Here is a 16,036-nt window from a genome sequence, read left to right as displayed (position 1 = left end):
CCCAAACCCCAACCCTTCAGGGAGAGGGGTTGGGGGTGAGGGCAGCGGTGCCCAACTCCCGCAAGTACCCCCAGGGATAGATCCCCCGCTCGTGCCCATCGCTGAACACCAGCTGCACGCCATAGCCCTGTAGCGCGATGCGCTCCAGGCGCACGCCTTCATCCACCAGCGCAATCGCCCCACGCAGCCGCGTCGCCTTGCACTGCGAGCAGGGACAGGCACCACGCAAGCGGGCATGACTGATCTCCCGCCGATCCCCATCTGCCCACTCCAGAAACAAACGTGCTTCGCTGCGCGAACTGCGCAGGGCACTGGGGGCGTCCATCAGGCCGCTCCCTGGAGTTGCGCCAGGGCAATGCGTACTGCCTTGCGCACTTCCGGATCACCATCGACCTCGGCCTGGCGCAGCGCCGTCAATGCGGCGGCGTCGCCCAGCTCGCCCAAGGCCAGCACAGCCTCCTTGCGCAAGTTGGCGATGCCGTGGCCGAGCAGCACGGAAAGCTCTGCAAGAGCCTCGCGATAGCGCAGGTGACCGAGGGCACGCGCGGCGCGCAAACGCACTTGCCAGTAATCGTCTTCCAAGGCCCGCACCAGTGCCGCGCCAGCGTCTGCCAGGCCGACCTTGCCGAGGGTGGTGGCGGCCTCCTCGCGCACCTGCCAGGCGTTATCAGCCAAGGCAGCGTAAAGGGCTGGCAGTACCTCCCCGTCACTGGCCAGCCCCAAGGCACCGGTGGCAGCGCGGCGTACTTCGGTATCCGCGTCGTCACTGGCCAGGCGGGCCAGCGCTGGCAGCGCAGCTTCGTGTTTCAACCAGCCGAGGATGCCCACCGCCTCCCGGCGCACCGGCGCTTCGCCGTCGTGCAGCGCCAACAATGCAGGGCCGGCGGCCTCCTCCAGGCGCAGCTCACGTAGAGCACGCAGCGCACTGGCGCGGACAAAGGCATCGGCATGGGTCACCCACGGCAGAATCAGCCTCCCCGCCTCCAGGCTCTTCAGCTCACTGAGACTCTGGGCAGCGGCCAGGCGCACCGGCTCGGCACCATCGGCCAGGGCCGCGCAGAGTGCCTCGACGACGTCGGGTTCCTCCCAGGCCTCCAGCAGACGCGCAGCCTCGGCGCGCACCTCAGCAGCGTCATCCACGGCAAGGGCGTCGGTGAGCCAGGGTAGGCCCTCCGGGTCTGCCAGGTCGGCGAGTTCGATCAGGGCGATGCGGCGCACACCAGCGTCGTCATCGGCGAGGCGTGGCAGCAGTTCGAGGATGTCGGGGTTGTCGGTTTCACGGTTGGTCATAGGGCAACTCGCAGTGGCGGGTGATCGGTGGGCAGCCCCAGCGGCGTCAGGCGTGGCAGCTCGCGGCCGTCTTCATGGCGCAGCAGTTCCAGGCAATGGCGCTTGAGATGGGTGAAGCCGGGGGTGGTAAGGAGGCTGGCGCGGCGCGGACGCGGGAAGTCCAGGCGCAGGTCTTCGATGAAGCGTCCGGGGCGCGGGCTCATCACCAGGATGCGGTCGGCCAGGAACAAGGCTTCGTCGATGTCGTGGGTGACGAACACCACGGTGGTGCGGATGCGCGTCCAGATATCCAGCAGCAGTTCCTGCATGCGCGAGCGGGTCTGCGCATCCAGCGCGCCGAAGGGCTCGTCCATCAACAGCAGGCGAGGGCGGTTGATCAGCACGCGGGCAATCTCGGCACGCTGCTGCATGCCGCCGGAGAGCTGGTTGGGCCAGCGCCCGGCGAAATCCTCCAGGCCTACCAGGCGCAGGAATTCGGCGGCGCGGCGCTGCCGCTCGGCCTTGCCGATGCCTTGCATCTTCAGGCCGAAGGCGACGTTGTCGAGCACACTGCGCCAGGGCAAAAGCGTGTGGTGCTGGAACACCATGCCACGCTCGGGTGAAGGTCCCTCCACCGGCTGGCCATCCACCTCCAGGCTGCCGGCGCTGGGCTTCAGATGCCCGGCTAGGGCGCCGAGCAAGGTGGACTTGCCGCAGCCGGAAGGGCCCAGGATGCAGACGAACTCCCCCGGCGCGATGGCGAAGTCCAACGTCTGTACCGCCTCGAAGGCCTCGCGGCCCTGTCCCAAACGGATGGAGACGCCCCTGGCCTCGATGCGGCCTGGTTCCACTGCGCGCTCGAAGCTGCTCATCAGGCGTTCCTCCGCGCGCGGTACCAGGGTGTGGCGAGCGCGCCCAAGCGTTTGACCAGGGCACTGCTGCCCATGCCTAGCAAGCCGATCAGCAGCATGCCGACGACGATGTCGGCGTAGTTCTGCACCACGTAGGACTCCCAGGTGTAATAACCGACGCCGAACTGCCCGGAGATCATCTCGGCGGTGACCAGGCAGAACCACGACGTGCCCATGCCGATGGCGAGGCCAGTGACGATGCTCGGCGCCGCGCCGGGCAGGATCACCTCGCGCAGGATCGCCAGACGCCCAGCGCCAAGGCTGCGTGCCGAAGCGATCAGTCGGGGGTCGACGCCTTCGACGCCATGCACGGTGTTGAGCAGGATGGGGAACAGCGCACCGGTGAAGGTGATGAACACCATCGACAGCTCCGACGAGGGAAACATCAGGATGGCCAGGGGAATCCAGGCCACCGCAGGAATCGGCCGCAGCACCTCCAACGGCGGCAGCAGGCTGTCCTCGGCCCATCTCGAACGGCCGATGACCAGGCCCAGCAGGACGCCCAGCAAGGCCGCGGCCAGGTAACCGGCGAACACCCGTGAAAGGCTGTTGGTGAGGTGCGGCAACAGCTTGCTGGAGTGCACCAGCTGCCAGGCCGCATCGAGCACGGCGGCGGGCGTGGGCACGTAGGTGAAGGTGAACAGCCCGAGGTCCAGGCGCGCGTTGGCAGCCAGTTGCCAGAACAGCAGGCAGGCGGCCAATGAGGCCAGGCGCAGGGGCCAGCGGTACAGATTTGTCATGGATCGTCTCCTGCTCGTTTCCCTCTCCCCAACCCTATCCCTGAAGGGAGAGGGGGCGATCCGTGCACGGCGTAACCGGCGCGAGTCACCCCTCGCCCGCTTGCGGGAGAGGGGCTGGGGGAGAGGGCAAGGCGATCAGCGGCTGGCGACAGCCTGCTTCTGATTGGCGCTGACAAAATCGAGCGCCGTGCCGCCGTGTTGCTGGGCGAACCGCTCGGCCTGGGACTTGAGCAGGAAGGCGCTCAGCTCACCCTTGTCGTTGCGCACGAACCAGGCCTGGTTGGCCAGCAACTTGATGCCACTGTCGGCGGCCTGGGCATAGATGGCGCGGATGTCCTTGCCCTCCTGTTCCAGCTGCGCCAGGGCGGTCAGCGCAGCTTCCGGCGACGCGTAATGACGGACCTTGCCCTCACCGCGCACCCATATCTGCGCCAGGCGCTTGAAGTCGGTGATCGGCTTGCCGGTGGCCGCGTCGTTGGCCACCAGTGGCAGCTGCGCATAGTTCTTCAGCGCCTTGTCGTAGTCCTGCCCGGCCTGCTCGAAGGCGGCGCGGATGTACTGGTCGTCGATGAACTGGGCGGTATCCAGGCCCCGATCGGTCTTCTTCAGCAGTTTCAGGGTATCGATCGAGGTGGCCACCGCCTTGCGGTACTCGGGCTTCCAGGTCAGGTCGCGGGTCTGCAGGCCAAGGGGGCCGTGGAACAGGTAGTTCACCTCGGCCTCGATGCCGGTGACCTTCTCGATCAGCTCGCTGTACTTCTCAGGCGACTCGGCGATCAGGCGGTCGGCTTCCAGGCTGGCGCGTAGGTAGGCGGTGACGATCTCCGGGTACTTTTTCGCATAGGCCGCATCCACCAGTGCGCCGTGGAAGGTAGGCGCCTCGGCCTGGGAGCCGTCATAGATCTTCCTTGCGAAGCCGCGGTTGGGGAACAACTCGGCAAAGGGCACGAAGTCAGCGTGAGCCTCGATGCGGTTGCTGCGCAGCGCGGAGCCGGCGATCTCCGGTGGCTGGGCGATGATGCGCACGTCCTTCTCCGGGTCCCAGCCCTGGGCAGCAACAGCGCGCAGCAACATGCCGTGAGCAGTGGAGGCGAAGGGCACGGAAATGGTCTTGCCCTTGAGCTCGGCCAGCGACTGCACCGGAGAGGACGCCGGTACCACGATGCCGTTGCCGCTGCCAAGGGTGCTGCCCGAGAGCACGCTGATGAACAGGCTCCGCTTGCCCGCATCCAGATGGGCGACGCCGTTGAAGGAGCCGGGGAAGTCGGCCATGGCGCCAAAGTCCAGCTTGCCGGCGACCATCTCGTTGGTCAGCGGTGCGCCGCTGGTGAAGTTCTTCCACTCCACCTGGTAGTCGGCGTCCTTGTACTTGCCATCACGAGGCAGGTATTTCTCCAGCAGGCCCAGCTCGCGGATGAGCAGACCGCCGGTGGCGCAGTTGATGGTGGTGTCCTGGGTGCCGATGGCGATGCGGATGGTTTCCGCGGAGGCGGACAGGCTGGAGATGGCCAGCGCGAGGCCGGCGACGGTTGCACGAAGACGCATGGGTTTTTCCCCTCGAATCATGAGTGTTGGAATCGTCTCCGCCACGTGGTCGGGTGGTGGGAAACGAGGGGCTTTCAGGTGAGGCGTCCGGGGGTTGGCCGGATGGCGGATTGCATTTTTTGTAGGAGCCTGCTTGCTGGCGAAGCGCTTGCCTGCAGGTCCGTTGTTCGCCAGCAAGCTGGCTCCTAGAGGTTTCTCACACTCGGTCAGCGCAGCAGGTAAGGAATCTCCACCTTCACCGCGCCGGTCGGGCAGTCTTTCTCGCAGGGCATGCAGTACCAGCATTCGTCGAAGGCCATGTAGGCCTTCTGGGTGGCCGGGTTGATGGCCAAGAGGTCCATCGGGCAGACCTCGACACAGACCGTGCAGCCCTTCTCGGCGATGCACTTGTCTTCGTCGATGGTCACCGGCGCACTGCTGCGGAAGAAAATTTCCTGGGGTTGATGGGCCATTTCACGATTTCCTTGGAGCCTGGGGCTCTCGTTATGGGTCTTGTACGCTGGTCAACATAGGGTGGGCTGAAGCCCACCCTAAAACCTACGCTGCCGCTTCGGCCTTCACGCGCAGGCGGTCGTAGGCCTGCTGCTCTTGTGCATCCAGCGGGATCAGGTACGGCTCCACCGCTTTCTTGAAGCTCGTCATGTGGCCGTCCTCGCCCTTCTTCAGGTGGCAATGGCAGAACCAGTCGGTGTCATTACGCTCGGGGTGGTCGACGCGGTGGTGGTACAGGCCCCAGCGGCTCTCGGCGCGGAACAACGAAGCGCGGGCGGCCATCTCGGCACAGTCACGGATAACCGCCACTTCCATGGCGCGCATCAGCTCGTGAGGGTTGCTGGCTTTCATCTGCGCCAGGTCCCGCTCGATCTCGGCGAAGCGCGTGAGGCCGATCTCCATCTTCTTCGTCACCTTGGGCGGCTGCAGGTAATCGTTGACCATGCGCCGCAGCTTGTACTCCACCTGGGCCGGCGGCAGACCATGTTCACGCTGCAGCGGCGCGAAGACCCGCGCCTGCTCGCGCTCCACCTGTCCCGGGTCGACTTCGGCGAAGTCGCGCCCGGCCACGTAGTCCGCCGCATTGACCCCGGCGAACCAGCCGTAGGTGAAGGCGCCGAGCATGTAGTTGTGCGGCACGGCAGCCATGTCGCCAGCTGCGTACAGCCCTTTCACCGAGGTTTCGGCATTCTCGTTGACCCACACACCCGAGGCCGAATGGCCGGAGCAGAAGCCGATCTCGGAGATGTGCATCTCGACCATCTGCGAGCGGTAGTCGGTGCCGCGGTTGGCGTGGAACTGCCCGCGACTGGGGCGCTCGTTGCTATGGAGGATCTCTTCGATGGTCTGGATGGTTTCTTCGGCCAGGTGATCAAGCTTGAGGAACACCGGGCCATTGCCGCCTTCGAGTTCCTGGTGGAACTCCCACATCATCTGGCCGCTCCAGTAGTCGCACTCGATGAAGCGCTCGCCCTTGCTGTTAGCGGTGTAACCACCCAGCGGGCCGGTGACGTACGCGCAGGCGGGGCCGTTGTAGTCCTTGATCAGCGGATTGATCTGGAAGCACTCCAGGTTCGCCAACTCCGCCCCGGCGTGATAGGCCATGGCGTAGCCGTCGCCGGCATTCGTGGGATTCTCGTAGGTGCCCATCAGGTAGCCGGAAGATGGCAGGCCAAGGCGGCCAGCGGCGCCGCAGGCAAGGATCACCGCCTTGGCGCGGATCACCCGGAATTCGCCACTGCGACAGTCGAAGCCCATCACCCCGCTCGCCGCACCCTCGCCATCCAGCAGCAGACGGGTGCAGACGATACGGTTGCTGATCTCCACCCGCGCACGCTTGAGCTGGCGGTAAAGCACCTTCTTGATGTCGTGCCCCTCGGGCATCGGCAGCACGTAGGCGCCCATGTGGTGGACCTTCTTCACTGCGTAGTCGCCGGTCTCGTCCTTCTCGAACTTCACCCCCCAGCGGTCGAGTTGCTGGATGGTTTCGAAACTGTGGGTGGCGTAGGCGTAGACGGCGGCCTGATTGACGATGCCATCGTTGGCGATAGTGATTTCCTTGGTGTACTGCTCGGGCGTCGCGTGGCCGGGGATGATGGCGTTGTTCAGCCCGTCCATGCCCATGCTGATGGCACCACTGCGCTTGACGTTGGCCTTGTCCAGCAGGAGCACACGCAGCTCGCGGTTCTTCTCCTTGGCCTTGATCGCGGCCATGGGGCCAGCGGTGCCGCCGCCGATGACGACGATGTCGTAGTCCTGCTCTCGCGTACTCATGCCTGGGATCCCTTCTGACGGTCGATGCGCAGGCGGTACTGGAAGGCATCGCCGCGGTAGTAGAGGTGTTCGAAATCCAGCGGGGTGCCGTCGGCAGCGTGGGTCAGGCGCTCGATACGCATGATCGGCGAACCTTCCTCCACCTCCAGCGCCTGGGTCAGGTCGCCGTCGGCCAGTACCGCGTCGATGGCGAGATCGGCATGGCCGAGGGGAATGCCGCAGTCGTTCTCGAGGATGAGGAAGATGTCGCGGGTGGCGAGGTCAGCCTTCTCCAGCTTTTCGCCCACCGCCTTCGGCAACCAGGTGATTTCCAGAGATACCGGCTCACGGTTGATCAGGCGCACGCGGCGGATCTCGGTTACAGGGCTGCCTTCCTCCAACTGCAGGCGCGCCGCCACCAGCGGACTGGCTGGCACATGGCGGAAGCTGCGCAAGCGGTTGAGCACTTCGTAGCCCATCTGCGTCATGGACTCGGCCAGCCCCTGCAGGGTGCTGACGTTCTGGAAGGCCTTGGGCTTGGCCACGAAGGTGCCCTTGCCGTGGATCTTGAAGATCAGCCCTTCCTTCTGCAGGTCGCCTAGCGCCTGGCGCACGGTGATACGGCTGACGCCGAAGACCTTGCCCAGCTCGCTTTCCGAAGGCATGCGGCTGTGGGGCGGGTAGGTACCGTCGAGGATGCGCCCGCGCAGCAGCTCCTTGAGCTGGCTGTAGAGGGGTACCGGGGAGAGGGGAAGCAGTTCGGCCATGTCGTTGTTCGCTCGTGATCCTGACTTGTTATAACAAGCTGTGGCGAGAGAATAGCGGGCATAAGAACGATCAGCGAAATACTTTTATTGCATAAGGATAGAAGGCCGAGGGACGGTGCTCTTGCTGTTTTGTGGGGGCGAATTCATTCGCTATGCAGTCCGCAGGATTGCCCTGGCTGGTCGGGGACCGCTGCGCGGTCCTCAGCGAATGAATTCGCCCCCACAAGGAATCGTCCCTGCAAGTGCAGCAGAAAAAAGAACGCCGACGATAGTACAGACTCGTCGGCGTGAGGAGAGGCGCACTGGCCAGTGCGCCACCGTGGCTAGCAGGTGATCAGAAGGCGGGCACCACTGCGCCGGAGTACTTCTGCTCGATGAAGGCTTTCACTTCCGGGCTGGTCAGCGCGGAGGAGAGTTTTTTGATGGCGTCGCTGTCCTTGTTGTCCGGACGGGCTACCAGGTAGTTCACGTAGGGCGAGGTGCGGTCTTCCAGCACCAGCGCGTCCTTGGTCGGGTTCAGCTTGGCTTCCAGCGCGTAGTTGGTGTTGATCAGGGCCAGGTCGACCTGGTCGAGCACGCGCGGCAGCAGGGCCGACTCCAGTTCCTTGAACTTGAAGTTGTGCGGGTTCTCAGCGATGTCCTTCGGCGTGGCCAGGGCGTTCTTCGGGTCCTTCAGCTTTATCACACCCGCTTTCTGCAGCAGGATCAGGGCGCGGCCGCTGTTGCTGCCTTCATTGGGGAGGGCGATGGTGGCGCCGTCCGGCAGCTCTTTCAGAGATTTGTACTTGCTGGAGTAGCCGCCGAAGGGCTCGACGTGCACGCCCTTGACGATCACCAAGTGGGTGCCTTTGCCGCTGTTGAAGTTGTCCAGGTAAGGCTTGGTCTGGAAGTAGTTGGCGTCCAGGCGCTTCTGGTCCACCTGCACGTTAGGTTGCACGTAGTCGGTGAAGACCTTCACTTCCAGGTCCACGCCTTCCTTGGCCAGCTGAGGTTTGATCAGCTCAAGGATTTCGGCGTGCGGTACCGGGGTGGCGGCTACTACGAGCTTCTCGCCGGCATGGGCGAGGGTGGCGGAGAGGGCAGCGGCCAGGGCGGTCAACAGCAAGGTTTTCTTCATGGTGGTCCTTTTCGAATCTGCGGCTCCGGCTGGATCTTCAGCCACGAGCGGGTGTTGGGATGCCCGGTCTGGGTGCGCCGGGTTGAGGGCGACACTACGGAAATTCTTTATTCCAACAAAATACTAATTTCTTATTTTTATATTCAATAATCGAATTAAAAACATGCAGGATGTTAATGCCCACACCCTGACTGCCCGGTACGTTCATGTCGCCTCTGAGAATTGCCTGCGACGCCCCGGCTCACTAGAGTGGCAGCCTTCGCAACCGCCTATCGGAACCACGCCATGCTCGATGCAGCCCTCGCCCGCTTTTCCCGCCTGGAACTGGTTCCCTCGCCCACCCCGCTAGAGAAGCTTGCGCATCTGTCGCAGAAGCTCGGCCGCAGCGTCCATGTGAAGCGCGACGACATCACCCCCTTCGCCCTCGGCGGCAATAAGGTGCGCAAGCTGGAGTTCCTCGCCGCCGATGCCCTGACCCAGGGTGCGGATACCCTGGTCACCGCCGGCGCCATCCAGTCCAACCACGTTCGCCAGACTGCCGCCCTCGCCGCGCGCCTCGGCCTGGGTTGTGTAGCACTGCTGGAAAACCCCATCGGCACCTCCGACAGCAACTACCTCAGCAACGGCAACCGCCTGCTGCTGGACCTGTTCGGCACCGAGTGCGAGCTGGTACCCAACCTGGACAACGCCGACGAGTTGCTGGCCGCTGCGGCCGAGCGCCTGCGCGCCGCCGGCAAGAAACCGTACCTGGTGCCCATCGGTGGCTCGAATGCGCTGGGTGCGCTGGGTTATGTGCGCGCCGGCCTGGAGCTGGCCGAGCAGATCAAGGCCAGTGGCGAGCACTTCTCCGCCGTGGTCCTGGCGTCCGGCAGCGCCGGTACCCACGCGGGCCTCGCCCTGGCGCTGGAATACGCCCTGCCTGGCACTCGCGTGGTCGGTGTCACCGTCTCGCGCCCGGACGCCACCCAGCGGCCCAAGGTGGAAGGCCTGTTGCAACGCACCGCCGAACTGCTCGGCGTGCCGGTACCGGCCGGGCTCAAGGTGGAGTTGTGGGACCAGTACTTCTTCCCGCGCTATGGCGAACCGAACGCCGGCACCCTGGACGCGGTGCGCCAGGTCGCCAGCCTGGAAGGCCTGCTGCTGGACCCGGTGTACACCGGCAAGGCCTTCGCCGGTCTGCTGGATGGCATCGGCAAGGGCGCCTTCGATGGCGACGGCCCGGTACTGTTCCTGCACACCGGTGGCTCGCCGGCGCTGTTCGCCTATCATCCTGCGGGTACCCCGTGACACCTGCTTATTCTCTATTTGAAGCAATAGATAATTTTTAATTATTTTATTGCATATAACCAAATCCCTAGAGTTGCGACACCTTTAGCCACCTGCCCCGTGAGGCTCATATGACATTTGCAACCCTGCGTCGCCAGTTCATCCTCGGCAGCCTGAGCCTGGTGCTCGGCGCCAGCTTCGTCGGCACCAGTTCCGCCGCCGACCTGCTTCAGGACATTCAGCAGAAAGGCGCCATCAAGGTCGGCCTGGAAGGCACCTACCCGCCCTTCAACTACCAGGATGAGAGCGGCAAGCTGACCGGCTTCGAAGTGGAACTGGCCGAGGCCCTGGCCAAGGAGCTGGGCGTGAAGGCCGAGTTCCAGCCGACCAAATGGGACGGCATCCTCGCCGCGCTGGAGTCCAAGCGCCTGGACGTGGTGATCAACCAGGTGACCATCTCCGACGAGCGCAAGAAGAAGTACGACTTCTCCACCCCCTACACCGTCTCCGGCATCCAGGCGCTGGTGCGCAAGGGTACCGAAGGCAGCATCAAGACCGCCGCTGACCTGGCCGGCAAGAAAGTCGGCGTGGGCCTGGGTACCAACTACGAGCAATGGCTGAAGGAAAACGTCCCGCAGGCCGACATCCGTACCTACGACGACGACCCCACCAAATTCCAGGACCTGAACGTTGGCCGCATCGACGCCATCCTGGTGGATCGCCTGGCCGCCTTCGAAATGGTCGAGAAAACCGGTGGCAAGCTGGCCGTGACCGGCGAACCTTTCTCCCGTCAGGAAGCCGGTATCGCCCTACGCAAGGGCAACCCGGAATTGCTGGCGGCCATCGACAAGGCGCTGGCCAAGCTGAAGGCCGACGGCACCCTGAAAAAACTCTCCGAAAAATGGTTCAAGGCTGACGTGACCCAATGATCGAAACCAGCCTGCAACTTGCGCTGGATTCCGCGCCCTTCCTGCTGAAGGGCGCGGTGTTTACGGTGGTACTGAGCCTCGGCGGCATGTTCTTCGGACTGCTGCTGGGGTTCGTCCTCGCCCTGATGCGCCTCTACGGTTTCACCGCCCTGCAGTGGCTTTCGCGGATCTACGTGTCGTTCTTCCGCGGCACGCCGCTGCTGGTGCAGTTGTTCATGATCTATTACGGCCTGCCGCAGCTGGGTATCCAGCTCGATCCGCTGCCCGCGGCGTTGATCGGCTTCTCGCTGAACATGGCCGCCTACACCTCGGAAATCCTCCGCGCCGCCATCGCCTCGATCGACAAGGGCCAATGGGAAGCCGCCGCCAGCATCGGCATGAGCCGCACCCAGACGCTGGTCCGCGCCATCCTGCCGCAGGCTGCGCGCACCGCCCTGCCGCCGCTGGGCAACAGCTTCATCTCGCTGGTCAAGGACACCGCCCTGGCCGCCACCATCCAGGTGCCGGAACTGTTCCGCCAGGCGCAGCTGATTACCGCGCGCACCTTCGAGATCTTCACCATGTACCTGGCCGCCGCGCTGATCTACTGGGTGCTGGCCACCGTGCTGTCGCATTTCCAGAGTCGCCTTGAGGCGCGGGTCAACCAGCATGAGCAGGACAGCTGATGATCACCGTCCGTAACCTGACCAAATCCTTCAAGGGCCAGGAGGTGCTCAAGGGCATCGACCTGACCATCGAACCGGGCGAAGTGGTAGCCATCATCGGCCCCAGCGGCTCGGGCAAGACCACCTTGCTGCGCTGCCTCAACCTGCTGGAAGTGCCCAGTGGCGGCCTGATCAAGGTGGGCGACATCGAGATCGACGCGAGCAAGCCGCTGAAGCAACAGCAAGGGTTGATCCGCAAGCTGCGCCAGCACGTCGGCTTCGTCTTCCAGAACTTCAACCTCTTCCCCCATCGCACCGCGCTGGAGAACGTCATCGAAGGTCCAGTGGTGGTGAAGAAGGAACCCCGCGAGCGCGCCGTCGAGAAGGCACGCAAGCTGCTGGAAAAGGTCGGCCTGGCAGGCAAGGAAGACGCCTATCCCAAGCGCCTCTCCGGCGGCCAGCAACAGCGCGTGGCCATCGCCCGTGCCCTGGCCATGGAGCCCGACGTGATTCTCTTCGACGAGCCCACCTCGGCGCTCGACCCGGAGCTGGTGGGCGAAGTGCTCGCCACCATTCGCGGCCTGGCCGAAGAGAACCGCACCATGGTCATCGTCACCCACGAAATGAGCTTCGCCCGCGACGTGGCCAACCGCGCGATCTTCATCGACAAGGGCGTGATCGTCGAACAAGGCGACGCCAAGGCCCTGTTCAGTGCACCGAAGGAAGAGCGCACCAAGCAGTTCCTGAGCAAGTTCCTGGGCGGCTGATCCGGCGGGTCCTGTGGGGGCGAATTCATTGGCTATGTCTGCACTACGTGTTGTAGGCAGCTGCATTGCCTGTAGGAGCTGGCTTGCCAGCGAATGGCGGCGTTTCGCTGGCAAGCCAGCTCCTACAAGGCTCTTGGCTCGATGGTAAATCTCTCGCAACAGCTAACGCAGACATAGCGAATTCATTCGCCAAGCAGGCCGCAGGCCTGCCATTCGAGCATTCATGGGGGCAGTTGCGCTGCCCTTGGCGAATGAATTCGCCCCCACAGTGTCCATCTCCACCGGCGGCCCACACCCCACAAGCCCCCTGCAAGGAAATGCGCGTAGAATCCGCGCCCCTCGCAATACAGCCCCGCCACCGGAACACGCATGAACCCGAGCACCCTCCTCTCTCTGCCGCTGTTGGCCCTCGCCCTGGGCGGCTTCGTCGTCGGCAGCAGCGAATTCATCATCATGGGCCTGCTGCCCGAAGTGGCCAGCGACCTCAAGGTCAGCCTTTCCGACGCCGGCTTGCTGGTCAGCGCCTACGCCATGGGGGTGGTGATCGGTGCGCCATTGCTGGGCCCGCTGCTCGGCCGCCTGCCGCGCCGCCAGGCGCTGCTCTGGCTGATGGGTGCCTACGCCCTGGGCAACCTCGGCTGCGCCCTGGCGCCGAACTACGAGTGGCTGTTGGCGATGCGCATGTTCACCGCCTTCAGCCACGCCGGCTTCTTCGGCTGCGCCACCCTGCTCGCCGCCGAACTGGCCCCCCCGCATCGCCGCGCCTCGGCCATGGCCCTGGTGCTCAGCGGCCTGACCATCGCCAACGTGCTCGGTGTGCCGGCAGGCGCCTGGCTGGGCCAGGCCACCAGTTGGCGGGTGACCTTCATGGTGGTGGCAGCCCTCGGTTTCCTCACCCTGCTCGCCCAGGCCCTCTGGCTTCCCGCCACGCCCAAGCCGCACACCAATGCGGCCGGCGCCTGGGACGGCATCCTGAGGCGTCCGGTGCTGCACGCGCTGTTCGTCTGCAGCCTGTCGTCGGTGGCGCTGTTCGGCGTGTTCACCTACATCAGCCCGCTGCTGCGGGACGTCTCCGGCTTCTCCCCGGAGCACGCCAACTTCGCCCTGCTGCTGTTCGGCGTCGGCCTCACCGTGGGCAACCTGCTGGGGGGGCGCCTGGCCGACAAAGGCTTCCGCTACGCGCTGCCGATGGCCTTCGGGGTGAGCACGCTATGCCTGCTGGGCCTATACGTCTTTGCGCAGGTTCCAGCCCTGGCACTGGGCTGCCTGTTCCTCTGGGGCGTGGCCAGCTTTGCCATTTCCTCTCCCCTGCAACTGCTGCTGGTGGAACAGGCTGGCGAATCGGCGAGCCTGGCCGCCACCCTCAGCCACGCCGCGTTCAATCTGGGGAATGCCAGCGGCGCCTTCATCGGCGGCCTGTGGCTGAGCACCAGCATGGGCCTGTCCAGCCTGCCGCTGATGGGTGTGGGCGTGCTGGCCTTGACCATCCTCGTCTGCCTTCCGCTTCCGCGTTTGCGCGCGGTACGTGATCGGCTCAAGGAAAGCGGACAGATTCACTGACGAGCGCGCGGAGATCGATTCGGAAGCACTCCCCACGCGCTTATTCGCAATGGATCGCTCGCGCCGCACCGGGCGAACTAGCATTCGGCTTGGCTGATTCGCCGATATCAACGGAGCGCGCGAAATGACTGCCCACGAGACTGACCAAGACGCCATCCACCGCGTCGTGCGTGACTATGTCGAAGGCATGGTATTCGCCGATGAACACCGCCTGCGCCGGGCCTTTCACCCGCAGAGCCGCATCATCGGCCACTTCCAGGGTGAGCTCGAATGGCTCTCGGTAGACGACTTCACGGGCGCCATCCTCGACGCCGGCCCGGTGCTGGCTGAAGGCGAAACGCCCGTCTGGAAAATTGAGGCCCTGGACATCACCGGCGACGCCGCCTCGGCGAAGGTAATCGACGACTACGCCGACATGCGCTTCACCGACTTCCTCTCGCTGCTGAAGATCGGCGGTCGCTGGAGCATCATCAACAAGCTCTACTACCTGCACGAATAGCGCCCGCCGCAACCTTTCATGGTGGACCGATGAAGCGTGGTCCATCCTACGAAAAGCTCAATCCGCGAATAGGGTGGATGTCGCTTTTCACATCCACCGATGGTGCTCTCCGATGTCCCGAATGATGCACCGGTGAAGCATGGCTACCCTGCCAGCACCTCGGCGAAAAGCTGGCGCAGGTGGTCGCGCTCTTCGTCGTTGGCCGCCAGCCGGCGCAGCTGGACGGCGAGCTGTGCGTAGCCCGGCAACGGTGGAAGGTTGAGGTGCTCGGGGAGAATCTCGGCGCCCTCGCTGACCAGCAGGGCGAAGTGCACGCTGTTCTCCAGCTCACGGGTATTGCCCGGCCAGGGGTAAGCTTCCAGCGCAGCCTGGGCGGCCGGGCTGATCAGCGGCAATGACAGGTCCAGGCGCTGTGCGTAGATGCCGAGGAAATACTCGGCCAACGGCAGGATATCGTCCGGCCGTTCGCGCAATGGCGGCAGCTCCACCCTTCCTTCGTCCAGGTACTGGTAGAGCCGCGCATTGAACTTGCCGACGCGCACCGCCTTGGCCAGGTCGATGCTGGTAGCGGCTACCAGACGCGCGTCCACCGGGGTCGGCTGGTGGGCGCCAACGCGGATCACCTCGCGGCTTTCCAGCGCCGCCAACAGCTTGGTCTGCAGAGGCAATGGCAGGTCGCCGATCTCATCCAGGTAAAGCGTTCCGCCATTGGCCGAACCGAACCAGCCGGCGCGGCTGCTGGCCGAGCCGCTGTGAGCGCCGGCCGTGTGACCGAAGAGCTCGGCCTCTGCGTAGGCCTTGCTGATGGCGCTGCAGCTCACCGCCACGAACAGGCCGGGACGGTCGCTGGAACGATGGATCTGCCGGGCCAGCAATTCCTTGCCGGTGCCGGTTTCGCCCTGGATCAGCACGGGCAGGGTGCTCGGCGCAAGCTGATCGACTTCCTCGCGCAACCGCCGCGATCGCTCGTCGACGAACACCAGCGCACGGGCGCGGATGCTGAGGGGGCTGCGGTCGGCATCGGCGAAGGTCAGCAGCGGTTGACCGGGTTTTTCCTTGCTCATGGCGAAATCTCCCGCCGGGCCCAGGCTGCGATGCAGCGGGCCCCGACGTATTGCTGAATTGGATTGGATCAGGCGCGTTTTCTGGACGATTGCTCGACGCGCGCTTGCAAGCGATAGAGATGGGCGAAGCCTTGTTCCCAACGGTGATGCCCGGATTTCACATTGATGTGCCCGGCGCCGGTGAGGATCGCGGCTTCCGAGCCCCAGTCACGGGCCATTTCCAGGGCTCGCGCGGGGCTGGCCGCATGGTCGTTGTCCGAACCCACCAGCAGGCTGGGGAAGGGCAGCAGGTCACGCGGGATAGGCGCGAAGCCCTTGAGCGCGTCCGGGCAACCGGGACGCTGCACGTCCGCCGGCGCGACCAGCAGGGCGCCGCGCACGCGACGCAGCACATCCGGATCGGACTGCGCGGCCCAGTGCGCCACGGTCACGCAGCCCAGACTGTGGGCGATGAGGATCACCGGGGTACGCTCGGCATCGATGGCGCGCTCCAGCGCCGCCACCCAGGACGCACGGTCCGGGTTGTTCCAGTCGGCCTGCTCGACCCGGCTCGCATTGGGCAGGCTGCGTTGCCAATGGCTTTGCCAATGCTCGTCTGGCGAGCCCTGCCAGCCCGGCAGGATCAGGTAGCGAATGGCCTGGCTGCGCATGGCGAGCCCTCCTTGCTGAATTTCGATGCTGGGCAGTCTAGGCGCTCGCCATATGCCTGTTAAG

Annotated in this window: 17 protein-coding genes; 6 read left to right on the top strand and 11 right to left on the bottom strand. The window is 64.7% G+C overall.

Translation table 11 applies throughout. The annotated features are described in order from the left end of the window. Nucleotides 1-16: 16 nt before the first annotated feature. From FFS60_RS18130 to FFS60_RS18090, 9 genes are all read right to left on the bottom strand, one after another. Nucleotides 17-325, bottom strand: a complete 309-nt coding sequence (locus tag FFS60_RS18130) for a gamma-butyrobetaine hydroxylase-like domain-containing protein (protein WP_028629105.1) — start codon at nt 323-325, stop codon at nt 17-19. Continuing rightward, nucleotides 325-1,290 (bottom strand): HEAT repeat domain-containing protein, encoded by a 966-nt coding sequence (locus FFS60_RS18125; protein WP_137822751.1) that lies wholly within the window; start codon nt 1,288-1,290, stop codon nt 325-327. The genes FFS60_RS18130 and FFS60_RS18125 overlap by 1 nt, the downstream gene beginning before the upstream one ends. After that, entirely contained in the window at nt 1,287-2,141 is an 855-nt protein-coding gene (locus FFS60_RS18120; protein ID WP_137822750.1) for an ABC transporter ATP-binding protein, read from the bottom strand. The genes FFS60_RS18125 and FFS60_RS18120 overlap by 4 nt, the downstream gene beginning before the upstream one ends. Next, the gene (locus FFS60_RS18115; protein WP_028629108.1) at nt 2,141-2,920 is read right to left on the bottom strand and encodes an ABC transporter permease; all 780 of its coding nucleotides are present in this window, start codon (nt 2,918-2,920) and stop codon (nt 2,141-2,143) included. Before FFS60_RS18115 ends, FFS60_RS18120 begins: the two co-directional genes overlap by 1 nt. Before the next feature lie 135 nt (nt 2,921-3,055). Beyond that, the gene (locus FFS60_RS18110) at nt 3,056-4,465 is read right to left on the bottom strand and encodes an ABC transporter substrate-binding protein (RefSeq protein WP_137822749.1); all 1,410 of its coding nucleotides are present in this window, start codon (nt 4,463-4,465) and stop codon (nt 3,056-3,058) included. A gap of 206 nt (nt 4,466-4,671) precedes the next feature. Further along, nucleotides 4,672-4,917, bottom strand: coding sequence for a ferredoxin family protein (locus FFS60_RS18105; RefSeq protein ID WP_028629110.1), 246 nt, complete (start codon nt 4,915-4,917; stop codon nt 4,672-4,674). An 85-nt stretch (nt 4,918-5,002) separates the two neighbouring features. Beyond that, nucleotides 5,003-6,730, bottom strand: coding sequence for a fumarate reductase/succinate dehydrogenase flavoprotein subunit (locus tag FFS60_RS18100; RefSeq protein ID WP_137822748.1), 1,728 nt, complete (start codon nt 6,728-6,730; stop codon nt 5,003-5,005). Further along, a complete protein-coding gene (locus FFS60_RS18095; RefSeq protein ID WP_028629112.1) occupies nt 6,727-7,476 on the bottom strand; it encodes a GntR family transcriptional regulator in 750 nt (249 codons plus the stop codon). Before FFS60_RS18095 ends, FFS60_RS18100 begins: the two co-directional genes overlap by 4 nt. Nucleotides 7,477-7,810: 334 nt before the next feature. Continuing rightward, the gene (locus FFS60_RS18090; RefSeq protein ID WP_028629113.1) at nt 7,811-8,593 is read right to left on the bottom strand and encodes a MetQ/NlpA family ABC transporter substrate-binding protein; all 783 of its coding nucleotides are present in this window, start codon (nt 8,591-8,593) and stop codon (nt 7,811-7,813) included. 285 nt (nt 8,594-8,878) lie between these two features. On the opposite strand from FFS60_RS18090, the gene FFS60_RS18085 reads away from it, so the two are divergent. The 6 genes from FFS60_RS18085 to FFS60_RS18060 all read left to right on the top strand — a co-directional run bounded on the left by FFS60_RS18085 (nt 8,879) and on the right by FFS60_RS18060 (nt 14,258). Further along, nucleotides 8,879-9,880 (top strand): D-cysteine desulfhydrase, encoded by a 1,002-nt coding sequence (locus FFS60_RS18085; RefSeq protein WP_137822747.1) that lies wholly within the window; start codon nt 8,879-8,881, stop codon nt 9,878-9,880. Nucleotides 9,881-9,990: 110 nt separating this feature from the next. Further along, the gene (gene tcyJ / locus FFS60_RS18080) at nt 9,991-10,788 is read left to right on the top strand and encodes a cystine ABC transporter substrate-binding protein (protein ID WP_028629115.1); all 798 of its coding nucleotides are present in this window, start codon (nt 9,991-9,993) and stop codon (nt 10,786-10,788) included. Next, entirely contained in the window at nt 10,785-11,453 is a 669-nt protein-coding gene (gene tcyL / locus FFS60_RS18075; RefSeq protein ID WP_028629116.1) for a cystine ABC transporter permease, read from the top strand. Before tcyJ ends, tcyL begins: the two co-directional genes overlap by 4 nt. After that, on the top strand, nt 11,453-12,199 hold the full coding sequence (gene tcyN / locus FFS60_RS18070) for an L-cystine ABC transporter ATP-binding protein TcyN (protein WP_028629117.1): 747 nt from the start codon (nt 11,453-11,455) through the stop codon (nt 12,197-12,199). The genes tcyL and tcyN overlap by 1 nt, the downstream gene beginning before the upstream one ends. Before the next feature lie 369 nt (nt 12,200-12,568). Next, nucleotides 12,569-13,759: an MFS transporter gene (locus tag FFS60_RS18065; RefSeq protein WP_137822746.1), complete on the top strand. Its 1,191-nt coding sequence runs from the start codon at nt 12,569-12,571 to the stop codon at nt 13,757-13,759. A 124-nt stretch (nt 13,760-13,883) separates the two neighbouring features. Beyond that, complete coding sequence (locus FFS60_RS18060) at nt 13,884-14,258, top strand: nuclear transport factor 2 family protein (protein WP_137822745.1); 375 nt, start codon at nt 13,884-13,886, stop codon at nt 14,256-14,258. 143 nt (nt 14,259-14,401) lie between these two features. On the opposite strand, the gene FFS60_RS18055 is transcribed toward FFS60_RS18060, so the two are convergent. Both FFS60_RS18055 and FFS60_RS18050 read right to left on the bottom strand, forming a co-directional pair. Beyond that, a complete protein-coding gene (locus FFS60_RS18055) occupies nt 14,402-15,322 on the bottom strand; it encodes a sigma 54-interacting transcriptional regulator (protein WP_137822744.1) in 921 nt (306 codons plus the stop codon). A 68-nt stretch (nt 15,323-15,390) separates the two neighbouring features. Beyond that, nucleotides 15,391-15,972, bottom strand: coding sequence for an alpha/beta hydrolase (locus FFS60_RS18050; protein WP_028629121.1), 582 nt, complete (start codon nt 15,970-15,972; stop codon nt 15,391-15,393). Nucleotides 15,973-16,036: the final 64 nt, after the last annotated feature.

Source organism: Pseudomonas sp. D(2018), from assembly GCF_005502555.1.
Lineage (GTDB): Bacteria > Pseudomonadota > Gammaproteobacteria > Pseudomonadales > Pseudomonadaceae > Metapseudomonas > Metapseudomonas resinovorans.
The sequence above is the reverse complement of the archived record's forward strand: the minus strand, read 5'-3'. Positions and strand labels throughout refer to the sequence as shown.

Excerpts from the sequence above, each read along its gene's own strand:
- FFS60_RS18130 (WP_028629105.1), bottom strand. The coding sequence starts at position 325 with ATGGACGCCCCCAGTGCCCTGCGCAGTTCGCGCAGCGAAGCACGTTTG.
- FFS60_RS18125 (WP_137822751.1), bottom strand. The coding sequence starts at position 1,290 with ATGACCAACCGTGAAACCGACAACCCCGACATCCTCGAACTGCTGCCA.
- FFS60_RS18120 (WP_137822750.1), bottom strand. The coding sequence starts at position 2,141 with ATGAGCAGCTTCGAGCGCGCAGTGGAACCAGGCCGCATCGAGGCCAGG.
- FFS60_RS18115 (WP_028629108.1), bottom strand. The coding sequence starts at position 2,920 with ATGACAAATCTGTACCGCTGGCCCCTGCGCCTGGCCTCATTGGCCGCC.
- FFS60_RS18110 (WP_137822749.1), bottom strand. The coding sequence starts at position 4,465 with ATGCGTCTTCGTGCAACCGTCGCCGGCCTCGCGCTGGCCATCTCCAGC.
- FFS60_RS18105 (WP_028629110.1), bottom strand. The coding sequence starts at position 4,917 with ATGGCCCATCAACCCCAGGAAATTTTCTTCCGCAGCAGTGCGCCGGTG.
- FFS60_RS18100 (WP_137822748.1), bottom strand. The coding sequence starts at position 6,730 with ATGAGTACGCGAGAGCAGGACTACGACATCGTCGTCATCGGCGGCGGC.
- FFS60_RS18095 (WP_028629112.1), bottom strand. The coding sequence starts at position 7,476 with ATGGCCGAACTGCTTCCCCTCTCCCCGGTACCCCTCTACAGCCAGCTC.
- FFS60_RS18090 (WP_028629113.1), bottom strand. The coding sequence starts at position 8,593 with ATGAAGAAAACCTTGCTGTTGACCGCCCTGGCCGCTGCCCTCTCCGCC.
- FFS60_RS18085 (WP_137822747.1), top strand. The coding sequence starts at position 8,879 with ATGCTCGATGCAGCCCTCGCCCGCTTTTCCCGCCTGGAACTGGTTCCC.
- tcyJ (WP_028629115.1), top strand. The coding sequence starts at position 9,991 with ATGACATTTGCAACCCTGCGTCGCCAGTTCATCCTCGGCAGCCTGAGC.
- tcyL (WP_028629116.1), top strand. The coding sequence starts at position 10,785 with ATGATCGAAACCAGCCTGCAACTTGCGCTGGATTCCGCGCCCTTCCTG.
- tcyN (WP_028629117.1), top strand. The coding sequence starts at position 11,453 with ATGATCACCGTCCGTAACCTGACCAAATCCTTCAAGGGCCAGGAGGTG.
- FFS60_RS18065 (WP_137822746.1), top strand. The coding sequence starts at position 12,569 with ATGAACCCGAGCACCCTCCTCTCTCTGCCGCTGTTGGCCCTCGCCCTG.
- FFS60_RS18060 (WP_137822745.1), top strand. The coding sequence starts at position 13,884 with ATGACTGCCCACGAGACTGACCAAGACGCCATCCACCGCGTCGTGCGT.
- FFS60_RS18055 (WP_137822744.1), bottom strand. The coding sequence starts at position 15,322 with ATGAGCAAGGAAAAACCCGGTCAACCGCTGCTGACCTTCGCCGATGCC.
- FFS60_RS18050 (WP_028629121.1), bottom strand. The coding sequence starts at position 15,972 with ATGCGCAGCCAGGCCATTCGCTACCTGATCCTGCCGGGCTGGCAGGGC.